The organism is Paracoccus zeaxanthinifaciens ATCC 21588, from assembly GCF_000420145.1.
Classification (GTDB): domain Bacteria; phylum Pseudomonadota; class Alphaproteobacteria; order Rhodobacterales; family Rhodobacteraceae; genus Paracoccus; species Paracoccus zeaxanthinifaciens.
In genome coordinates this window covers 11,707-27,445 of sequence record NZ_ATUJ01000014.1, presented here as the reverse complement: position 1 = coordinate 27,445, position 15,739 = coordinate 11,707, and the positions used below count along the sequence as shown (strand labels likewise).

17 protein-coding genes are annotated in these 15,739 nt (G+C 62.9%); 8 read left to right on the top strand and 9 right to left on the bottom strand.

The genetic code is table 11. From position 1 onward, the window contains the following. Nucleotides 1-33: 33 nt before the first annotated feature. From F804_RS0112410 to F804_RS17535, 5 genes are read right to left on the bottom strand one after another with little or no spacing between them, the layout of a single operon-like run. The gene (locus F804_RS0112410) at nucleotides 34-693 is read right to left on the bottom strand and encodes a paraquat-inducible protein A (protein WP_022708065.1); all 660 of its coding nucleotides are present in this window, start codon (nucleotides 691-693) and stop codon (nucleotides 34-36) included. Then, complete coding sequence (locus F804_RS0112405; protein ID WP_051142378.1) at nucleotides 690-1,364, bottom strand: paraquat-inducible protein A; 675 nt, start codon at nucleotides 1,362-1,364, stop codon at nucleotides 690-692. Before F804_RS0112405 ends, F804_RS0112410 begins: the two co-directional genes overlap by 4 nt. Nucleotides 1,365-1,404: 40 nt before the next feature. Next, nucleotides 1,405-3,195, bottom strand: coding sequence for a sensor histidine kinase (locus tag F804_RS0112400; protein ID WP_022708063.1), 1,791 nt, complete (start codon nucleotides 3,193-3,195; stop codon nucleotides 1,405-1,407). 7 nt (nucleotides 3,196-3,202) lie between these two features. Continuing rightward, entirely contained in the window at nucleotides 3,203-3,769 is a 567-nt protein-coding gene (locus tag F804_RS0112395) for an RNA polymerase sigma factor (protein ID WP_022708062.1), read from the bottom strand. 40 nt (nucleotides 3,770-3,809) lie between these two features. Then, on the bottom strand, nucleotides 3,810-3,956 hold the full coding sequence (locus F804_RS17535) for a NepR family anti-sigma factor (protein WP_022708061.1): 147 nt from the start codon (nucleotides 3,954-3,956) through the stop codon (nucleotides 3,810-3,812). A gap of 94 nt (nucleotides 3,957-4,050) precedes the next feature. Between F804_RS17535 and F804_RS0112385 the strand changes: the two genes are divergently transcribed. Next, nucleotides 4,051-4,854 carry a response regulator gene (locus F804_RS0112385; RefSeq protein WP_022708060.1) on the top strand — a complete coding sequence of 268 codons (804 nt, stop codon included), beginning with the start codon at nucleotides 4,051-4,053 and terminating at the stop codon, nucleotides 4,852-4,854. A 15-nt stretch (nucleotides 4,855-4,869) separates the two neighbouring features. On the opposite strand, the gene F804_RS0112380 is transcribed toward F804_RS0112385, so the two are convergent. The 4 genes from F804_RS0112380 to F804_RS0112365 are packed head-to-tail and all read right to left on the bottom strand — an operon-like array spanning nucleotide 4,870 to nucleotide 7,956. Beyond that, nucleotides 4,870-5,763, bottom strand: coding sequence for a YihY/virulence factor BrkB family protein (locus F804_RS0112380; RefSeq protein ID WP_022708059.1), 894 nt, complete (start codon nucleotides 5,761-5,763; stop codon nucleotides 4,870-4,872). 54 nt (nucleotides 5,764-5,817) lie between these two features. After that, entirely contained in the window at nucleotides 5,818-6,525 is a 708-nt protein-coding gene (dnaQ, locus tag F804_RS0112375) for a DNA polymerase III subunit epsilon (protein WP_022708058.1), read from the bottom strand. Beyond that, nucleotides 6,518-7,105 (bottom strand): dephospho-CoA kinase, encoded by a 588-nt coding sequence (coaE, locus tag F804_RS0112370; protein WP_022708057.1) that lies wholly within the window; start codon nucleotides 7,103-7,105, stop codon nucleotides 6,518-6,520. The genes dnaQ and coaE overlap by 8 nt, the downstream gene beginning before the upstream one ends. Then, nucleotides 7,102-7,956 carry a shikimate dehydrogenase gene (locus F804_RS0112365; RefSeq protein WP_022708056.1) on the bottom strand — a complete coding sequence of 285 codons (855 nt, stop codon included), beginning with the start codon at nucleotides 7,954-7,956 and terminating at the stop codon, nucleotides 7,102-7,104. Before F804_RS0112365 ends, coaE begins: the two co-directional genes overlap by 4 nt. Before the next feature lie 501 nt (nucleotides 7,957-8,457). Between F804_RS0112365 and hemJ the strand changes: the two genes are divergently transcribed. The 7 genes from hemJ (at nucleotide 8,458) to F804_RS0112330 (ending at nucleotide 15,719) form a co-directional block, all read left to right on the top strand. Then, a complete protein-coding gene (hemJ, locus tag F804_RS0112360) occupies nucleotides 8,458-8,904 on the top strand; it encodes a protoporphyrinogen oxidase HemJ (protein ID WP_022708055.1) in 447 nt (148 codons plus the stop codon). Between the two features lie 129 nt (nucleotides 8,905-9,033). Beyond that, entirely contained in the window at nucleotides 9,034-10,305 is a 1,272-nt protein-coding gene (gene rho, locus F804_RS0112355; protein WP_022708054.1) for a transcription termination factor Rho, read from the top strand. Between the two features lie 10 nt (nucleotides 10,306-10,315). Continuing rightward, on the top strand, nucleotides 10,316-11,581 hold the full coding sequence (gene mnmE, locus F804_RS0112350; RefSeq protein WP_022708053.1) for a tRNA uridine-5-carboxymethylaminomethyl(34) synthesis GTPase MnmE: 1,266 nt from the start codon (nucleotides 10,316-10,318) through the stop codon (nucleotides 11,579-11,581). Between the two features lie 2 nt (nucleotides 11,582-11,583). Then, a complete protein-coding gene (gene mnmG, locus F804_RS0112345) occupies nucleotides 11,584-13,452 on the top strand; it encodes a tRNA uridine-5-carboxymethylaminomethyl(34) synthesis enzyme MnmG (RefSeq protein ID WP_022708052.1) in 1,869 nt (622 codons plus the stop codon). Next, nucleotides 13,449-14,042 (top strand): 16S rRNA (guanine(527)-N(7))-methyltransferase RsmG, encoded by a 594-nt coding sequence (gene rsmG, locus F804_RS0112340; protein ID WP_022708051.1) that lies wholly within the window; start codon nucleotides 13,449-13,451, stop codon nucleotides 14,040-14,042. The genes mnmG and rsmG overlap by 4 nt, the downstream gene beginning before the upstream one ends. Continuing rightward, nucleotides 14,035-14,820 carry a ParA family protein gene (locus tag F804_RS0112335; protein WP_028725945.1) on the top strand — a complete coding sequence of 262 codons (786 nt, stop codon included), beginning with the start codon at nucleotides 14,035-14,037 and terminating at the stop codon, nucleotides 14,818-14,820. The genes rsmG and F804_RS0112335 overlap by 8 nt, the downstream gene beginning before the upstream one ends. After that, nucleotides 14,820-15,719, top strand: coding sequence for a ParB/RepB/Spo0J family partition protein (locus F804_RS0112330; protein WP_028725944.1), 900 nt, complete (start codon nucleotides 14,820-14,822; stop codon nucleotides 15,717-15,719). Before F804_RS0112335 ends, F804_RS0112330 begins: the two co-directional genes overlap by 1 nt. The last annotated feature ends 20 nt before the right edge of the window (nucleotides 15,720-15,739 follow it).

The window sequence follows — 15,739 nt, the reverse complement described above, 5'->3', positions numbered from 1 at the left end:
AGTCGTTCCTGATGGCGAAGGGGTGGGATGGGGTCAGTCGGTCGCGCGGCGCAGCGGCAGGCCGCGCCAGATCAGCCGGGCATCGAAGCTTTGGGCCGACAGCATCGTGAAGGCGACGGACAGCGCGAATGACACGGCGGCGGGGCCGGGATGGATCGAGGCGACGAAGCCCAGCTGGACCAGCGCCGACAGGATGGCCACGACGAAGACGTCGATCATCGACCATCGGCCGATGAATTCCACGACCTCGTAGACCTTCAGCCGCGAATGGGCCTGATCGACGGTGGCGGGCTGCCCCGCGACGGTCGCAAGCCACGCGATCGCCAGGAACTTGCCGATGGGCACGATCACCGAGGCCACGAAGACGATCAGCGCGATGTCGTAGCTGCCGTGGTGGATCAGCTCCATCACGCCGCCGAGGATGGTGGATTCCGTATTGCCCGCAAGGCCCGCGAAGGTTTCCGTCCGCATCATCGGGAACAGGTTGGCGGGCACGTAGCAGATCAGCCCCGCGAACCACCAGGCCCAGACCTTCTGCAGGCCGCGACGGTCGGGCGGGACCAGATGCGCCCCGCAGCGCGTGCAGCGGTGCTGTTCCAGCGGCCAGACCCGGCCGCAGCGATGGCACCCGACCAGCCCCGCGCGATGCGCGGTCAGGATCGGTCCCTTGTGGTCGCTGTCGGGGGCGCTCATCCGCGGGCCTTCCGGGTGAATTCGGTTTCGATGCCCGCATCCTCGATCGCGTCCCAGATCGAGGTCTGGCACATGAAGGCGCGGCTGGCGACGTTCACGAAGATCAGCGCGCAGAAGGCCCAGAAGGCCGGACCCAGATGCACGGTCGCAAGCCCCGCCACCTTGATCAGCGCGACCGCCGTGCCGATCACGAAGATCTCGGCCATGGACCAGGGGCGCAGCAGTTCCGACCAGCGGAAGGCGCGGGCGGCATGGCGGAAGGGTGGCCGCCCCTGCGCCAGCGGCACGAGGGTATAGACCAGCAGGAAGGACCGGAAGATCGGCAACCCGATGATCATGGCCAGGACCGCCAGGACCAGCGGCAGCATCACCCCTTCGGCGAAGGCCAGCGCCACGTCGAAGAGAGAGCTGGCATTGCCGAAGCCCATGGTCGACACCTCGAGGAAGGGAAAGAAGATCGCCCCCACCAGCAGCACCATCGAGGTGAAGGCCAGCGCGATCAGCTGCGCGAAGGCGCCGTCGCGCGGCTTGGCCAGGACCGTGCCGCAGCGGATGCAGCGGGCGGTCTCGCCCAGCTCCAGTTCTTCCTCGACATGCAGGGCATCGCAATTGGGGCAGGCGATCAGCCCGCGCCCGGTGCCCATGTCGTATTTCGCGGACCCGTCATTCATGCATGAAAGATAAAGCAGCTGGCCGCAGGCGCAAGCAGGCTCAGTGCTGGGCCCCGTCCCGCGCCGCCGAGGTCAGCACCACCTGCCGCGGATCGCCGCCCTGCGGGACATGCGTGCGCGCGATGCGGAAGGGTAGCGTCAGCCGATAGCGGTCGGCCATGTCCTCCAACTGCACCTCGCCCTCGAGCTGCATGGCGAAGGCCTCGATCAGCTGGCTGCCAAGACCCGTCCCCTGTTCCTGGTCGGTCCCGTCGGTCGAGTTCTCGACCACCAGAAGCCCGCGCCCGGGTTCGGGCGACGACAGCGCGACACGCACCCAGGGCGCCTTGTCCGCAGGCCCGCGGCCCGCGTATTTCAGCGCGTTGGTGAAGGCTTCGGTCGTCAGCAGCGTCAGCGGAACGGCCTGGTCGGGCATCATCGTGACCGGCTGGATGTCGGTATGCACCACCAGCCCTGAGACGCTGCCCTGCGACACGTTCGTCAGCTGGGTGATGATGTCGCGCATCAGGCGGTCGGCCTCGACGGAATCCAGCTGCTCGGCCTGGTAGAGGTTGCGATAGATCGTCGCCAGCGCCGCCACGCGGTCCTGGACGGATCGCAGCACGCGCTTGGCGTCGGGATCGTCGATCAGCCGCCCCTGCATGTTGATGATCGAGGCGATCAGCTGAAGGTTGTTCTTCACCCGGTGGTGGACCTCCTTCAGCAGGACGGTCTTCTCGGACACGGCCTGCTCCATCGCCTCTTCGTCGCGGATCAGGATGCGGGCCATGTTGTGGAAGGTCTGGCTGACATCCGTGATCTCGGTCGGGGCGCCCTGCAGGACGGGCGGGGCCTTGTCGCGGGCGCCGATGGCGAAGCGGCGCATCTGGCCGCGCAGGACGGTGATATGGCGCAGGACCAGCCGGAACACCGCGAAATAGGCCACGGCCAGCGACACGATCCACAGCGTCACCGGCAGCAGCACCGCACCGAAGCGCGACAGCTGGAAGACCCCGATGCCCGCGATCTGCGGGCTCCAGCTGCCAAGCGCATAGACGAGGCCGGGGACCACGGGGACGACTGTGAAGACACGATCCTCGCCGTTGTTGGCGACGGCGCGGAAGGTCGTCTCGCCCTGGCCCTGCAGCGACAGAAGGTCGACATCGCGCGGCAGCAGCTGCTGGGCATCCGCGCCCAGCATCCCGTCACCGGTCAGCACATCGCCCAGGTTGTTGAAGGTCAGGACGCGCGCGCCCTCGGTCCCGAAATCGACGGCATGGGTCGATCGCAGCAATTCCTGCGAGACCGATACCGAGACATAGCCCAGCAGCTCGCGGTCGCGATAGAGGGGCTGCAGCACGACCACGACGGGACGCTTGCTGATCGGGCCCTCGGCGATCGACGAGACCGCCGTCATCGGGTTTTCGAGGAAGCGCTGGAAGACCAGCAGGTCGTTGATGTCGACCGGACCGGTGCCCGCGGGGGCCGACGTGCATTCCGCCATCCCGTCCAGCGGCACGAAGCCCGCATAGACATAAGTCCCGCTGCGTTCGACGAAATTGCGCATCAGGTCGCCGCACAGATCGGGCCGGTCCAGCGTTTCCAGCACCGCAGGACCAAGCGCATCCGCCGAGCCGAGCGCGCTTTGCAGCAGCGCCCGTTCACCCGACGCCGCCGAGGCCGTGCGCCCCAGAAGCGCGATCTCGGCGCTGCGCTCGGCCTCTCGGGCAAGGTGCAGGTTCTGGACCAGCGAGATCAGGCCGATGGGCAGGATCGCGACAGAGAGAAGGGCGCCCAGGCGGAAGCCCAGACGCCTCGTGAAATCCAGCCGATCGGAGATCCGCCCGAGCACCCCTGCCTCAGCGGGAAGAGCTGTTGTTCTGTGCCATGACGGCCAGCGTCGCCTGATCGGTCATGTTCAGCTCCTCTCCCTCGGCAAGGTGCAGCAGTTCGGCAAGGCGGCGGCGACCGCGGTTCGCGCGCGACTTGACGGTGCCGACCGCCACGCCGGTCATCCCGGCCGCTTCCTCGTAGGAGAAGCCCGAGGCCCCGACCAGGATCAGCGCCTCGCGCTGTTCGTCGGGCAGCTTCTGGAACGCCTCGCGGAAATCGTTGAGGGCAAGGCGGCCGTCATGGTCCGGTCGCGTGGCCTGGCGCGCGGCATGGATGCCGTCGGTGTCGCTGACCTCGCGCTTGGTCTTGCGACGCGCGGAATAGAATGTGTTGCGCAGGATGGTGAACAGCCAGGCCCGCAGGTTCGTGCCCGCCTGGAACTTGTCCATGTTGGTCCATGCCTTGACGATGGTGTCCTGCACCAGGTCGTCGGCGGAAGCCCCTTCGCGGGTCAGCGACAGGGCGAAGGCACGCAGGGCGGGCAGGTGATCGACAAGCTGGTCGCGCGGATCCGAGGAGGCTGAACTGGTCATGCAAGAACTTTCCGGACGGGGAAATGGGGCGGAAGGGGAATCATCCCTGTTCCTTCAGCTTCTTCAGAAGGTCGAGGAACCTTTCAGGAACGTTGTCCGTAACGTCTTGTTCGTAGACGCGTTTCAGGTTTTCATCGATTTGCTGTTCCACGGCCTGTTTCCGCCGATCGTCCCGCTTCGGTGTCATAGTGAGGTAGGTCCTGACAATCTTGTGCGCACAGGATGCAACCGATAGGGGCCCAAGATGGTTCCTTGCAATATGGAATTAAGAGGACTGTGAAATGACTGCTGCCGATCTGGCCCAAAATATCGGACGCGAACTGCCCTATCTGCGCCGTTACGCCCGCGCCCTGACCGGCAGTCAGGGTGCCGGCGACAATTATGCGGCAGCGACCCTCGAAGCCATCCTCAGCGACCGTTCGGTGCTGGATGGCGAGGATGATCTGCGGATCGCGCTGTTCAAGACCTTCCACGCCATCTGGATCAGCTCCGGCCAGCCGGTCGAGGAAGCGGACCTGACCACGCGCGAACGCCGCGCCCAGGATCACCTTCGCGGCCTGACGCCCAACTCGCGCGAGGCGCTGCTGCTGCGCACCATCGAGGAGCTGCGCAGCGACCAGATCGCCCGCGTCATGCAGATCGAGCCCGCCGAGGCCGACGAGCTGGTCCAGATCGCCCTGTCCGAGATGAGCAGCGCCCTGCGCGGCAAAGTCATGGTGATCGAGGACGAGATGATCATCGCGATGGACCTCAAGGGCATCGTGCAGGCGATGGGCCACGAAGTGACCGGCGTCGCGCGCACCCACACCGCCGCGATCGACCTTGCCGCCAAGGAGCGTCCGGACCTGATCCTGGCCGACATCCAGCTGGCCGACGGGTCCTCGGGGGTCGAGGCCGTCAACGAGCTGCTGGAAAGCATGGGCGACATCCCGGTGATCTTCATCACCGCCTTCCCCGAGCGCCTGCTGACCGGCGACCGTCCGGAACCGGCCTTCCTGATCTCGAAGCCCTATGGCGAGGAACAGGTGCGTTCGGCCGTCAGCCAGGCGATGTTCTTCGCCTCGACCGAGGGCATGCAGGTCTGATCTGCGCGCGGCGGGTCAGCCCGCCGCGTCCTTCCCCGCCATCTGCATGAATTCCTCGCGCGCCTCCCGGACGGCGCGCAGGCGACGCCTGCGGGCCAGTTCCACGTTCACCAGTGCCCCCAGCAGCACCGAGAACCCGGCGACATAGAACCACATCAGCAGCGCCACGACCGTCCCGATGGACCCGTAGATGCGGTTGTAGCTGTTGAAACTGCCCAGGTAGCTGGAAAATGCGATCGAGCCCGCCGACCACAGCAGCGCCGCGAAGACCGCCCCCCAGGTGAAGATCGGCGTGCGCGGCGTCTTCACGTTCGGGCCATAGCGATAGAGTATCCCGATGGTCAGGATCACCAGCATGAACAGCGCGGCCCAGGGCAGATAGGTCAGCAGCATCGAACGCAGCGGCGCGATGACGAAGAAGTTCAGCACCACCGGCACGATGACGATGGTCGCAAGGCCCGCAAGCGATATCCCCACGATCACCAGCGTCAGCGCATAGGCCAGCACGAAGCCGAAGATGGTCGAATGGGTCCGCACGCCATAGGCCGCGTTCAGCCCGCGGATCAACGCGTCCACGCCTGCCCGCGCGGCAATGGTCGCGATCATGAAGGACAGAAACGACGTCCAGCCCATCGATGTGCGCCCGTTCGAGGTCAGCGACATCACCTGGTCGTCGACCAGCGTGGCCGCGCCCTCGGGCAGGAACTCATGCGCGACCTCCAGATAGGTCAGCACGACGGCGGGATCGAACCACAGGCTCCACAATGCGATGATCGCGGCAAGGCCCGGAAAGACCGCGAACATGGAATAGAACGCGACCCCGGCCGCGATCAGCGTCATGTGGGTCTTGTCCATCCGCTCCAGGATGGCCCCGAGAAAGCTTCCGAAGTCGCGCAGACGTTCCAGCATCCGACCTCCCGTTGACGCGACCAGCATGCGGGGCCGTGGCCCCGCTGGCAAGGCTCAGCCCTGCGACATGCGCGCCCAGAGGGATTCCTCGCCCAGGGATGCCACGAATTCGGCATGGGCGCGGGCCTCGTCCTCGGACAGGCGGGACGGCAGGGGGCGCGGGCGTTTGGCGCGGCTGCGCATGACCGCGCCCTCGGCATCCTTGTCGTCCTGGTCCTGCGCAGGACCGCCAAGCACCAGGTCCGGCTGCCGCCCCCCGATCAGTTCCAGATAGACCTCGGCCAGCAATTCGCTGTCCAGAAGCGCGCCGTGCAGTTCGCGACCCGAATTGTCCACGCCGAAGCGGCGGCAGAGCGCATCCAGCGTCGCCGGAGAGCCGGGGAACCGTTCCCGCGCCAGTGCCAGCGTATCCAGCGCCCGCGCCCAGGGCAGGGTCGCATGGCCCGCGCGGCGCAGTTCCGCGTTCAGGAATTTCATGTCGAAGGCGGCGTTGTGGATCACCAGCTTCGCATCGGGACCGATGAAGTCGATGAAGCCCTGCGCGACCTCGGCGAATTTGGGCTTGTCGGCCAGGAACTCGTCGCCAAGACCGTGGACGTCGAAGGCCTCCTTGGGCATCGAGCGTTCGGGGTTGATATAGACGTGGAACGTGTTGCCCGTGGGCAGGTGGTTCAGCAGTTCCAGCGCGCCGATCTCGACGATGCGGTCGGCACCCTCGGCGTCGAAGCCTGTGGTTTCCGTGTCGAGCACGATCTCACGCATGGGCGGTCACCTTCTGGACGATCTTCTGGACGGCATTCCGCGCCGCATCGAGGGTATCCGACGGGATCACCCAATCGGCGCGGGCGCGCTTATCGGCGTCCGGCATCTGGCGCGCAAGGATCATCGCGAAGGTTTCCTCGGTCATGCCGGGGCGGGCAAGAACCCGCTGCCGCTGCGTCGCCGCATCGGTCGAGACGACGGCGATCCCGTCCAGTTCGGGCGGGGCCGCGCTTTCGAACAGCAGCGGGATGTCCAGGACCACCAGCGGCGCATCGGCATGGGCTGCCACGAAGGCATCCCTGTCGGCCGCGACCAGCGGGTGGACGACGCCTTCCAGCCGTTTCAGCGCGGTATCGTCGCGCGCAATGGCACGCTTCAGCGCCGCGCGATCGACCGCGCCGTCGCTGATGGCACCCGGAAACAGGTCGCCCACCGGACCGACCGCCGCGCCCCCGCGGGCATAGATCCTGTGCACCGCCGCATCCGCATCCCAGACCGGATGGCCCAGATCCGCGAAGATGCGGGCCGTGGTCGATTTGCCCATGCCGATGCTGCCGGTCAGGCCCAGCCGATAGGTCATGAGAGGATCAGCCGGCGGGTCTCGTCATCGACCTCGGGGCGGTGGCCGAACCAGCGCTCGAACCCAGGTGCGGCCTGGTGCAGCAGCATGCCAAGGCCGTCGACGACATGGCAGCCGCGCTCGGCCGCCTCGGTCAGGAAGGGGGTCATCAGCGGGGTATAGACCAGATCCGTGGCCAGCGCGTCCGGCGACAACGCCTCCAGCGGAATGCGCAGCGGCTGCTTGCCGTCCATCCCGAGCGAGGTCGCGTTCACCACCGTCGCGGCCCCGTCCAGCATGTTCCCGACCTGCGCCCAGTCGTAGACGACCAGCCTTGCGCCGAATTCGGCCTTGATCTGTTCGGCCCTCAGCCTGGTGCGGTTCGCGATGCGCAGCTCGGTGACGCCGCTGTCCAGAAGCGAGGCCACGACCGCGCGCGCGGCGCCCCCCGCGCCGATGACGGCGGCGGGACCGGCCCCCGCATCCCAGTCCGGCGCATGCTGCCGCAGATTGGCGATGAAGCCGTAGCCGTCGGTGTTGTCGGCGTGGATCTTGCCGTCGGGGCGGAAGATCAGCGTGTTCGCCGCGCCGATCAGGGCCGCGCGGTCGGTGACCGTGTCGGCAAGCGTCAGAACGGCCTCCTTGTGGGGGATGGTCACGTTCGCGCCGACGAATCCCATGCGGGGCATCATGCGAAGAACCTCGGCCAGGTGTTCGGGCATGACCGGGATCGGCACGTAATGCCCCGACAGGCCGTAACGCTTCAGCCAGTATCCGTGCAGCTTCGGCGACTGCGAATGCGCGATTGGCATGCCGATGACCCCGGCAAGGGGGGCGTGGCTGATCGGGGCGGTGGCTGTCTCGTCGGTCATCTGGCCTTGGATCGCTGAAGTTCTGCACAGGCAGCCTATGCCGCGATCCCTTGGGAAAAAAGGTCGTCCGGGCCGATGATTCGCCGTCTGTGGCGAAAGCGGCGCATCTGTCCGCAGGTCGGTGTGGACAAGTTCTTGGGGGAATCGGGTCGAATCACGAGGGCGAATCGCAGCGTATGCTGATTCGGTCGATCCAGGGCCTGGAACGGAGGCGGAACCAGGACGCGTTTTCCACAGGTGGACCGTCAGGGCCGGCGGGATAACTCGGTTGTGGGCGAATCGGCGGCCATTTCATTATCCGCAAAGTTATCCACATCGTGAGTGATTGTTTACAAACGGCTTTTCAGTTCTCGCACAGTGAATACACAGGGTTTTCCACAGGGTCGAGAATCTGGGGAACGAGTCGCGAGAAAGCCTGTAATCCCCCTATCAACAGGCCCTACTTCAACATCATTCCTTTCTTATCTTTCTTTATTTAAGGGAGAGGGAACGGAGGTCCGGATGTTCGACTGGCTTGGCCTGATCTATCCTTGGGTGAAGGCGTTTCACGTCATGGCCGTCATCAGCTGGATGGCGGGCCTGTTCTATCTGCCAAGGCTGTTCGTCTATCACGCCGAGCGTGCGGACCGCGGCCAGGAGCCCGTCGCAAGTTTCGCGATCATGGAGGGAAAGCTGCTTCGGGTGATCATGAACCCGGCCATGATCGCCACCTGGATCAGCGGGATATCACTGGTTCTGACGCCGGGAATCGTATCTTTTTCAATGGCTTGGCCTTGGACCAAGGCGGCTGCGGTCATCGCGATGACCTGGTTCCACATGTGGTGCGCCCGCGAAAGGCGGATGCTGGAACGGGGGCGCATCGGAACGGGCCGCCGCTACCGGATGATGAACGAGGTTCCGACCCTTCTGATGATCGTCATCGTCACCTCGGTCATCGTGAAGTTCTGAGCCGAAGATTGACTCGTGGGGCCCGGGGGCTTATCTCGCCCTCCAAGCCCGGCCATCCGGTACGGGATTCTCCGATACAAGTCTGCAACGCCGCCGCATGATGCCGGTTGGCCGAGGGTTCATGCCGATATGACCGAAGAACGTCTCAACCTGTCCGACCTGAAGGCCAAAAGCCCGGCAGACCTGCTGTCGATGGCCGAGGAATGGGAGATCGAGAACGCCTCGACCATGCGCAAGGGCGAGATGATGTTCTCGATCCTGAAGGAGCATGCCGAGGAGGGCTGGGAAATCGGCGGCGAGGGCGTGCTCGAGGTCGTTCAGGACGGCTTCGGCTTCCTGCGCTCGACCGAGGCGAACTATCTTCCGGGTCCGGACGACATCTATGTCAGCCCCGACATGATCCGCCAGCATTCGCTGCGCACGGGCGACACGGTCGAGGGCGTGATCCGCGCCCCGGGCGAGAACGAGCGCTATTTCGCGCTGACCAAGGTCGAGCGGATCAACTTCGAAAGCCCCGAGAAGGCCCGCCACAAGGTCGCCTTCGACAACCTGACGCCGCTTTATCCCAATGATCGCCTGAAGATGGAGATCGAGGATCCGACCATCAAGGATCGCAGCGCGCGCATCATCGACCTGGTGGCGCCTATCGGGAAGGGCCAGCGTTCGCTGATCGTGGCGCCTCCGCGCACCGGTAAGACGGTTCTGCTGCAGAACATCGCGCATTCGATCGAGAAGAATCACCCCGAGTGCTATCTGATCGTGCTGCTGATCGACGAACGCCCCGAGGAAGTCACCGACATGCAGCGCTCGGTCCGTGGCGAGGTCGTGTCCTCGACCTTCGACGAACCGGCAAGCCGCCACGTTGCGGTGTCCGAGATGGTGATCGAGAAGGCCAAGCGCCTGGTCGAACACAAACGAGATGTTGTGATTCTTCTCGACTCGATCACAAGACTTGGTAGAGCCTTCAACACTGTGGTGCCCAGCTCGGGCAAGGTGCTGACCGGTGGTGTGGATGCGAATGCGCTGCAGCGCCCGAAGCGGTTCTTCGGCGCCGCGCGGAACATCGAAGAGGGCGGCTCGTTGACGATCATCGCGACCGCGCTGATCGATACCGGTTCGCGCATGGACGAAGTGATCTTCGAAGAGTTCAAGGGCACCGGCAACAGCGAGATCGTGCTGGACCGCAAGGTCGCCGACAAGCGCGTCTTCCCGGCGATGGACATCCTGAAATCGGGCACGCGGAAGGAAGAGCTGCTGGTCGACAGCAAGGACCTGCAGAAGACCTATCTGCTGCGCCGGATCCTGAACCCGATGGGCACGACCGACGCCATCGAGTTCCTGATCTCGAAACTGAAACAGACCAAGACCAACTCCGAGTTTTTCGACTCGATGAACGCCTGACGAGGCAAGCATGGACCTGATCTTCGCAGAAGCCACCCCGCCTGGGCGGGGGGGCGTTTCCGTCATCCGCCTCAGCGGAAATGGCGCGCGCGCGGCTGCCGAAAAGCTGGTCGGTTCGATGCCGAAGCCGCGGCATGCCTATTTCCGCGATCTGGTCGATGAAGGCGAGAATATCGATCAGGTTCTGGCGATATGGTTCGCCGCCGGAAGCAGTTTCACGGGCGAAGAGGTCGCCGAGCTGCAGCTGCATGGCGCGCCGGTTGTGGTGCGTCGGGCGGTCAGGGCGCTTCTGGACCAGGGCCTGCGACCAGCCGAGGCGGGAGAATTCACACGCCGCGCCTTCTTGAACGGCCGAATGGATTTGGCCGAGATCGAGGGATTGGGCGATCTTCTGGCGGCCGAAACCGAGGCGCAACGGAAGCTGGCATTGCGTGCCGCGTCCGGTGAATTGGCAAAGAAGGCCGAAATTTGGCGATCTTGGCTGATCGAGGCCGGTGCCTTGGTCGAAGCCAGCGTAGATTTCGCAGACGAGGACGTGCCCGAAGAGGTCCCGGACAGGGCTTTCGAGCTGATCGACAAGCTGCGGACAGAGATCGAACGAGAGATCGACGGATTTTCGGCCGCTGAACGGATCCGCGAAGGTTTCGAGATTGCGATCGTCGGGCCGCCAAACGCTGGAAAATCATCTCTTCTGAACCGCTTGGCCAAGCGCGAAGTTGCGATTGTCTCGGATATCGCGGGCACGACGCGCGATGTGATCGAAGTACGCATGGATCTGCACGGTCTTGCGGTGACGGTTCTTGATACCGCCGGGTTGCGCGAATCCGACGATACCGTCGAGACGATCGGGATCGACCGTGCGCGTAAGCGTGCAGCAGATGCCGACATGCGGCTCCATATGTCCGATACCGGAGAGGTTTCGCCTGATTTGTGGAAAGATGGCGACCTGCGCGTATCAGGCAGATCTGACCTTGGCGTGAAACTTGGAGATGTGCAGGTATCCTCGGTGACGGGGCAGGGCATCGACCAATTGCTGACCAGGATCCATGAGCGTTTGGCTGATCAAACCGCCGCTGCGGGAATTGTAAGTCACGAGCGGCAGTTGAAGGAACTGTCGGTTGCAGCGATGGCGCTTACCGATACCAGAGACCTGCCTGTCGAACTCGTCAGCGAATCCTTGCGAGTCTGTAACTCGGCGCTTGATCGACTTCTTGGTCGAATCGACGCGGAGGACTATCTTGATCTTATCTTCTCTTCGTTCTGCATCGGAAAATGAGAATGCTTCACGTGAAACAATTTGATGTTGTCGTGGTTGGCGGCGGGCATGCGGGGCTGGAGGCAGCTACTGCTGCGGCGCGGATGGGCGCCAAGACCTGCTTGGTTACGATGCGGAGGGAAGATATCGGGACGCTTTCCTGCAATCCAGCAATCGGCGGATTGGGCAAGGGGCACTTGGTTCGAGAGGTTGACGCGCTTGACGGTGTGATGGGGCGCATCGCTGACCGCGCGGGGATTCAGTTTCGACTGCTGAACCGGCGAAAAGGGCCGGCGGTGCAGGGACCGCGTGCGCAAATGGACCGCGCGATATATCGTCGCGTCGCGCTGGAGGTCGTCGAGAACTACCCGAATCTTGAACTGATCTATGCTGAGGTGTCCGATCTTCTGCGTCAGGGCGATACGATTAAGGGTGTGCAAACAGCCGACGGAATAGAGCTTCATGCGCGTTCGGTCGTCGTGACGACCGGTACCTTCTTGAATGGAACGATCCATATTGGTGATGTCTCGCGCAAGGCTGGGCGGTGGGGCGATAAGGCCTCCGCTGGCTTGGCGGGCGCACTGGCAAAGTTGGAGTTGCCGCTTGGCCGGCTCAAGACTGGTACGCCGCCTCGGTTGGATGGGCGAACCATCGACTGGGGTGTTCTGGACAACCAACCGGGCGACGATGAGCCTGTCGTCTTCTCGTATTTGAACGATGCGCCGGAAGCGAAGCAGATCTCCTGTGGCATAACGCATACCAATCCTGAAACTCACCGTATCATCACAGAGAATCTGGATCGATCTGCAATGTATGGTGGGCATATTTCAGGAAGAGGTCCGAGATATTGCCCGTCGATCGAGGATAAGGTCGTTCGGTTCGCAGATAAGGGATCGCACCAGGTATTCCTCGAACCCGAGGGGCTGGACGACTTCACGGTTTATCCAAACGGCATCTCGACGTCTTTGCCCGAGGACGTCCAGCTTCGATATGTCCGTACAATGAAAGGGCTGGAGAATGTTGAGATCCTGCAGCCGGGATACGCGGTCGAGTACGACTATGTCGATCCAAGGGCGGTGGATGCATCGCTGAAGGTTAGGAAGGCTAAGGGGATATACTTCGCTGGCCAAATTAACGGTACTACGGGCTACGAAGAAGCCGCCGCCCAAGGGCTTGTCGCTGGCGTGAACGCTGCGCGCTACGCTGCCAGTGCCGAGCCTGTCGTGTTTAGCAGGGCGGATAGCTACATCGGCGTGATGATCGATGACCTGACGACGCGTGGTGTCACGGAGCCATATCGCATGTTCACATCGCGCGCTGAATTTCGACTTTCCCTGCGCGCCGATAATGCGGATCAGCGGCTGACACCGATGGGGATTGAACTGGGGCTCGTCGCTGAGCCTCGGGCGAGCTCTTTTGCTATCCGGCAGGCCGCATACTTGAAGGCCCGAAATGCGCTGGAGGATCGCAAGGTTTCGCCGACGGAGTTAAAAGGTCTCGGGTTTCAGGTGCGTCAAGACGGGAGCAAACGAAGTTTGTTCGAACTGCTGGGGCTTGCAGATATTAACGTTGATCGCCTTGTTTCCTGCTTTAGCGAGTTTGAGGGGATCACGAATAGCACATTGAAGCAGCTGCAGAACGATGCGCTCTATAGCCAGTATACCGAGCGTCAGTCTCGCGATGCAGAGGCCCTGCGTGAAAGCGGATCGATCGTTCTATCGCCTGACCTTGACTACGAAGCACTTGGAGGGCTGTCGGGCGAATTGGTTCGCAAGCTGTCCCAAGCCAAACCTGTCACGCTTGCCGAGGCACAGAAGATTGAAGGTATGACTCCCGCAGGTTTGACGATCCTGCTGGCAGCAACACGCATTCGCGAAAGGAAGCGCGCGTGAATACTGTTTCACGTGAAACACAAGAGCGGCTTTCGGCCTACGCCAATCTTGTCCGCAAATGGAATCCGAAGATTAATCTTGTTGCGCCTTCGACGTTGGATGATCTTGAGGATCGTCATATTGCCGATTGCATGCAACTGACTGCGGCGGTTGTCGATCCGAAGGGGAAATGGGTCGATATCGGAAGCGGCGGCGGGTTCCCAGGAATCGTCGTAGCTGCTGCATTTCAGGAATGCGACTTGAAGATTGTGCTGATCGAAAGCGATCAACGAAAGTCGACCTTTCTAAGAACTGCGATAAGAGAACTGTCCTTGGCTCGCACCTCTGTCCTTACGGATCGGATCGAGGTAGCGCGCCCTCAGAACGCCGACCACCTATCGGCCAGGGCATTAGCCGCCCTGCCTGAGCTTCTCGGTTATTGTGAACTGCATCTCGAAACCGAAGGCACGGCGTATTTCATGAAGGGAAGGACCTGGCCCGAGGAGGTTGCGCTCGCCAAGCGGGATTGGCGCTTTTCGGTCGACGCGATCCCAAGTATCACCGACCAAGAAGCAGCAATTCTCAGAATATCCGAGGTTTCCCATGCCTGATAAGCATGTCATCGCAATCGCAAACCAAAAGGGTGGGGTGGGCAAAACGACCACCGCGGTGAACCTCGCGGCCGCACTTGCCGAGGCAGGGCACAAGACGATCCTGATCGACCTGGATCCACAGGGGAACGCGTCGACAGGGCTGGGGATCGAGACGGATCAGCGGGAAAAGACGGTCTATGATCTTCTGACGGGCGAGGCTGATCTAGAGTCCATCATGCAACCGACCGACGTGCATGATCTGATGCTGGTTCCGGCGACCTCGGATCTTTCATCCGCCGATGTCGATTTTGCGCAGCATTCCGACCGGATCAAGCGTTTGGACGCACAGCTGGCAAAGGCGCCCGAAGGGGCGATCATCCTGATCGACTGCCCGCCGACCTTGGGTTTGCTGACGCTGAACGCGATGGTTGCTGCGACCGGCATCCTGATCCCGCTTCAGGCCGAATTCTATGCGCTCGAAGGACTTACCCAGCTTCTGGGTACTTTCCGCCAAGTTCGCGAATCCGCGAACCCCAAACTTCGGATCAATGGCGTCCTTCTGACGATGTCGGACAACCGCAACAACCTGTCGCAACAGGTAGAGGCTGACGCCCGTGCCACGCTTGGTGAACTCGTCTATCCGACCGTGATCCCGCGAAATGTGCGCGTGTCTGAAGCTCCCTCTTTCGCGCAGCCGGTTCTGGCGTATGATCCGAACTCGAAGGGCAGCGCCGCCTATCGTCAGTTCGCGGCAGAGTTCCTCGCGCGTCTGAAACTGGTCCCGGAGGTGGCATGATGGCAGAGAACAAGCTTGCGAAGCGAGGGTTGGGTCGCGGTTTGTCTGCGCTGATGGCGGATATCGACGTCGCTGCAGGCCCGTCCGGGGGCGAGAGTATCAAGCCGTCCAAGGATCGGACGCTGATCCCGATCGAGCAGATCACCGCGAATCCCGACCAACCCCGCCGCGCATTCGATCCGGATGCGCTTCGCGAGCTGGCCGAGTCGCTGAAATCTCGTGGCGTTCTGCAGCCGTTGATCGTTCGCCCTCATCCGAAGGACAGCGATCTGTTCCAGATCGTCGCGGGTGAACGTCGCTGGCGCGCTGCGCAGATGGCGCAGCTGCACGAGCTTCCGGTGATCATCCGCGACTTCTCGGACAACGAAGTCCTCGAAGTCGCGATCATCGAAAATATTCAGCGCGCCGATCTGAACTCGATCGAAGAGGCGTCGTCGTTCCGTCAACTGATGGACCGCTTCGGGCATACCCAGGAACGCCTGGCCGAGGCGCTGAACAAGAGCCGCAGCCACATCGCAAACCTTCTCCGCCTGTTGAATCTGCCCGATCAGGTGCAAGAACTGGTCAAGGACGGCAAGCTGAGCGCCGGCCACGCCCGCGCCCTGATCACGGCGCCTGACCCCTTGGGGCTGGCCAAGAAGGTGATCGAGAAGGGCCTGTCGGTCCGAGAGACCGAGGATCTTGTCCGCAAGCTGAATCAGTCGGGATCCGAGGCTCCGAAGGAGCAGCGCAAGCAGCCCGAGAAGGACGCCGACACCCGCGCGCTAGAATCGGATCTTGGCGCACATCTGCGGATGAAGGTTTCCATCAATCACGCAGGTGCCAAGGGCGGTCAGATCACGATCAGCTACAAGGATCTGGATCAGCTGGACAAGCTCTGCCAGATCTTGGGAAGCTGACGAAATGCAGGGGATGCCGC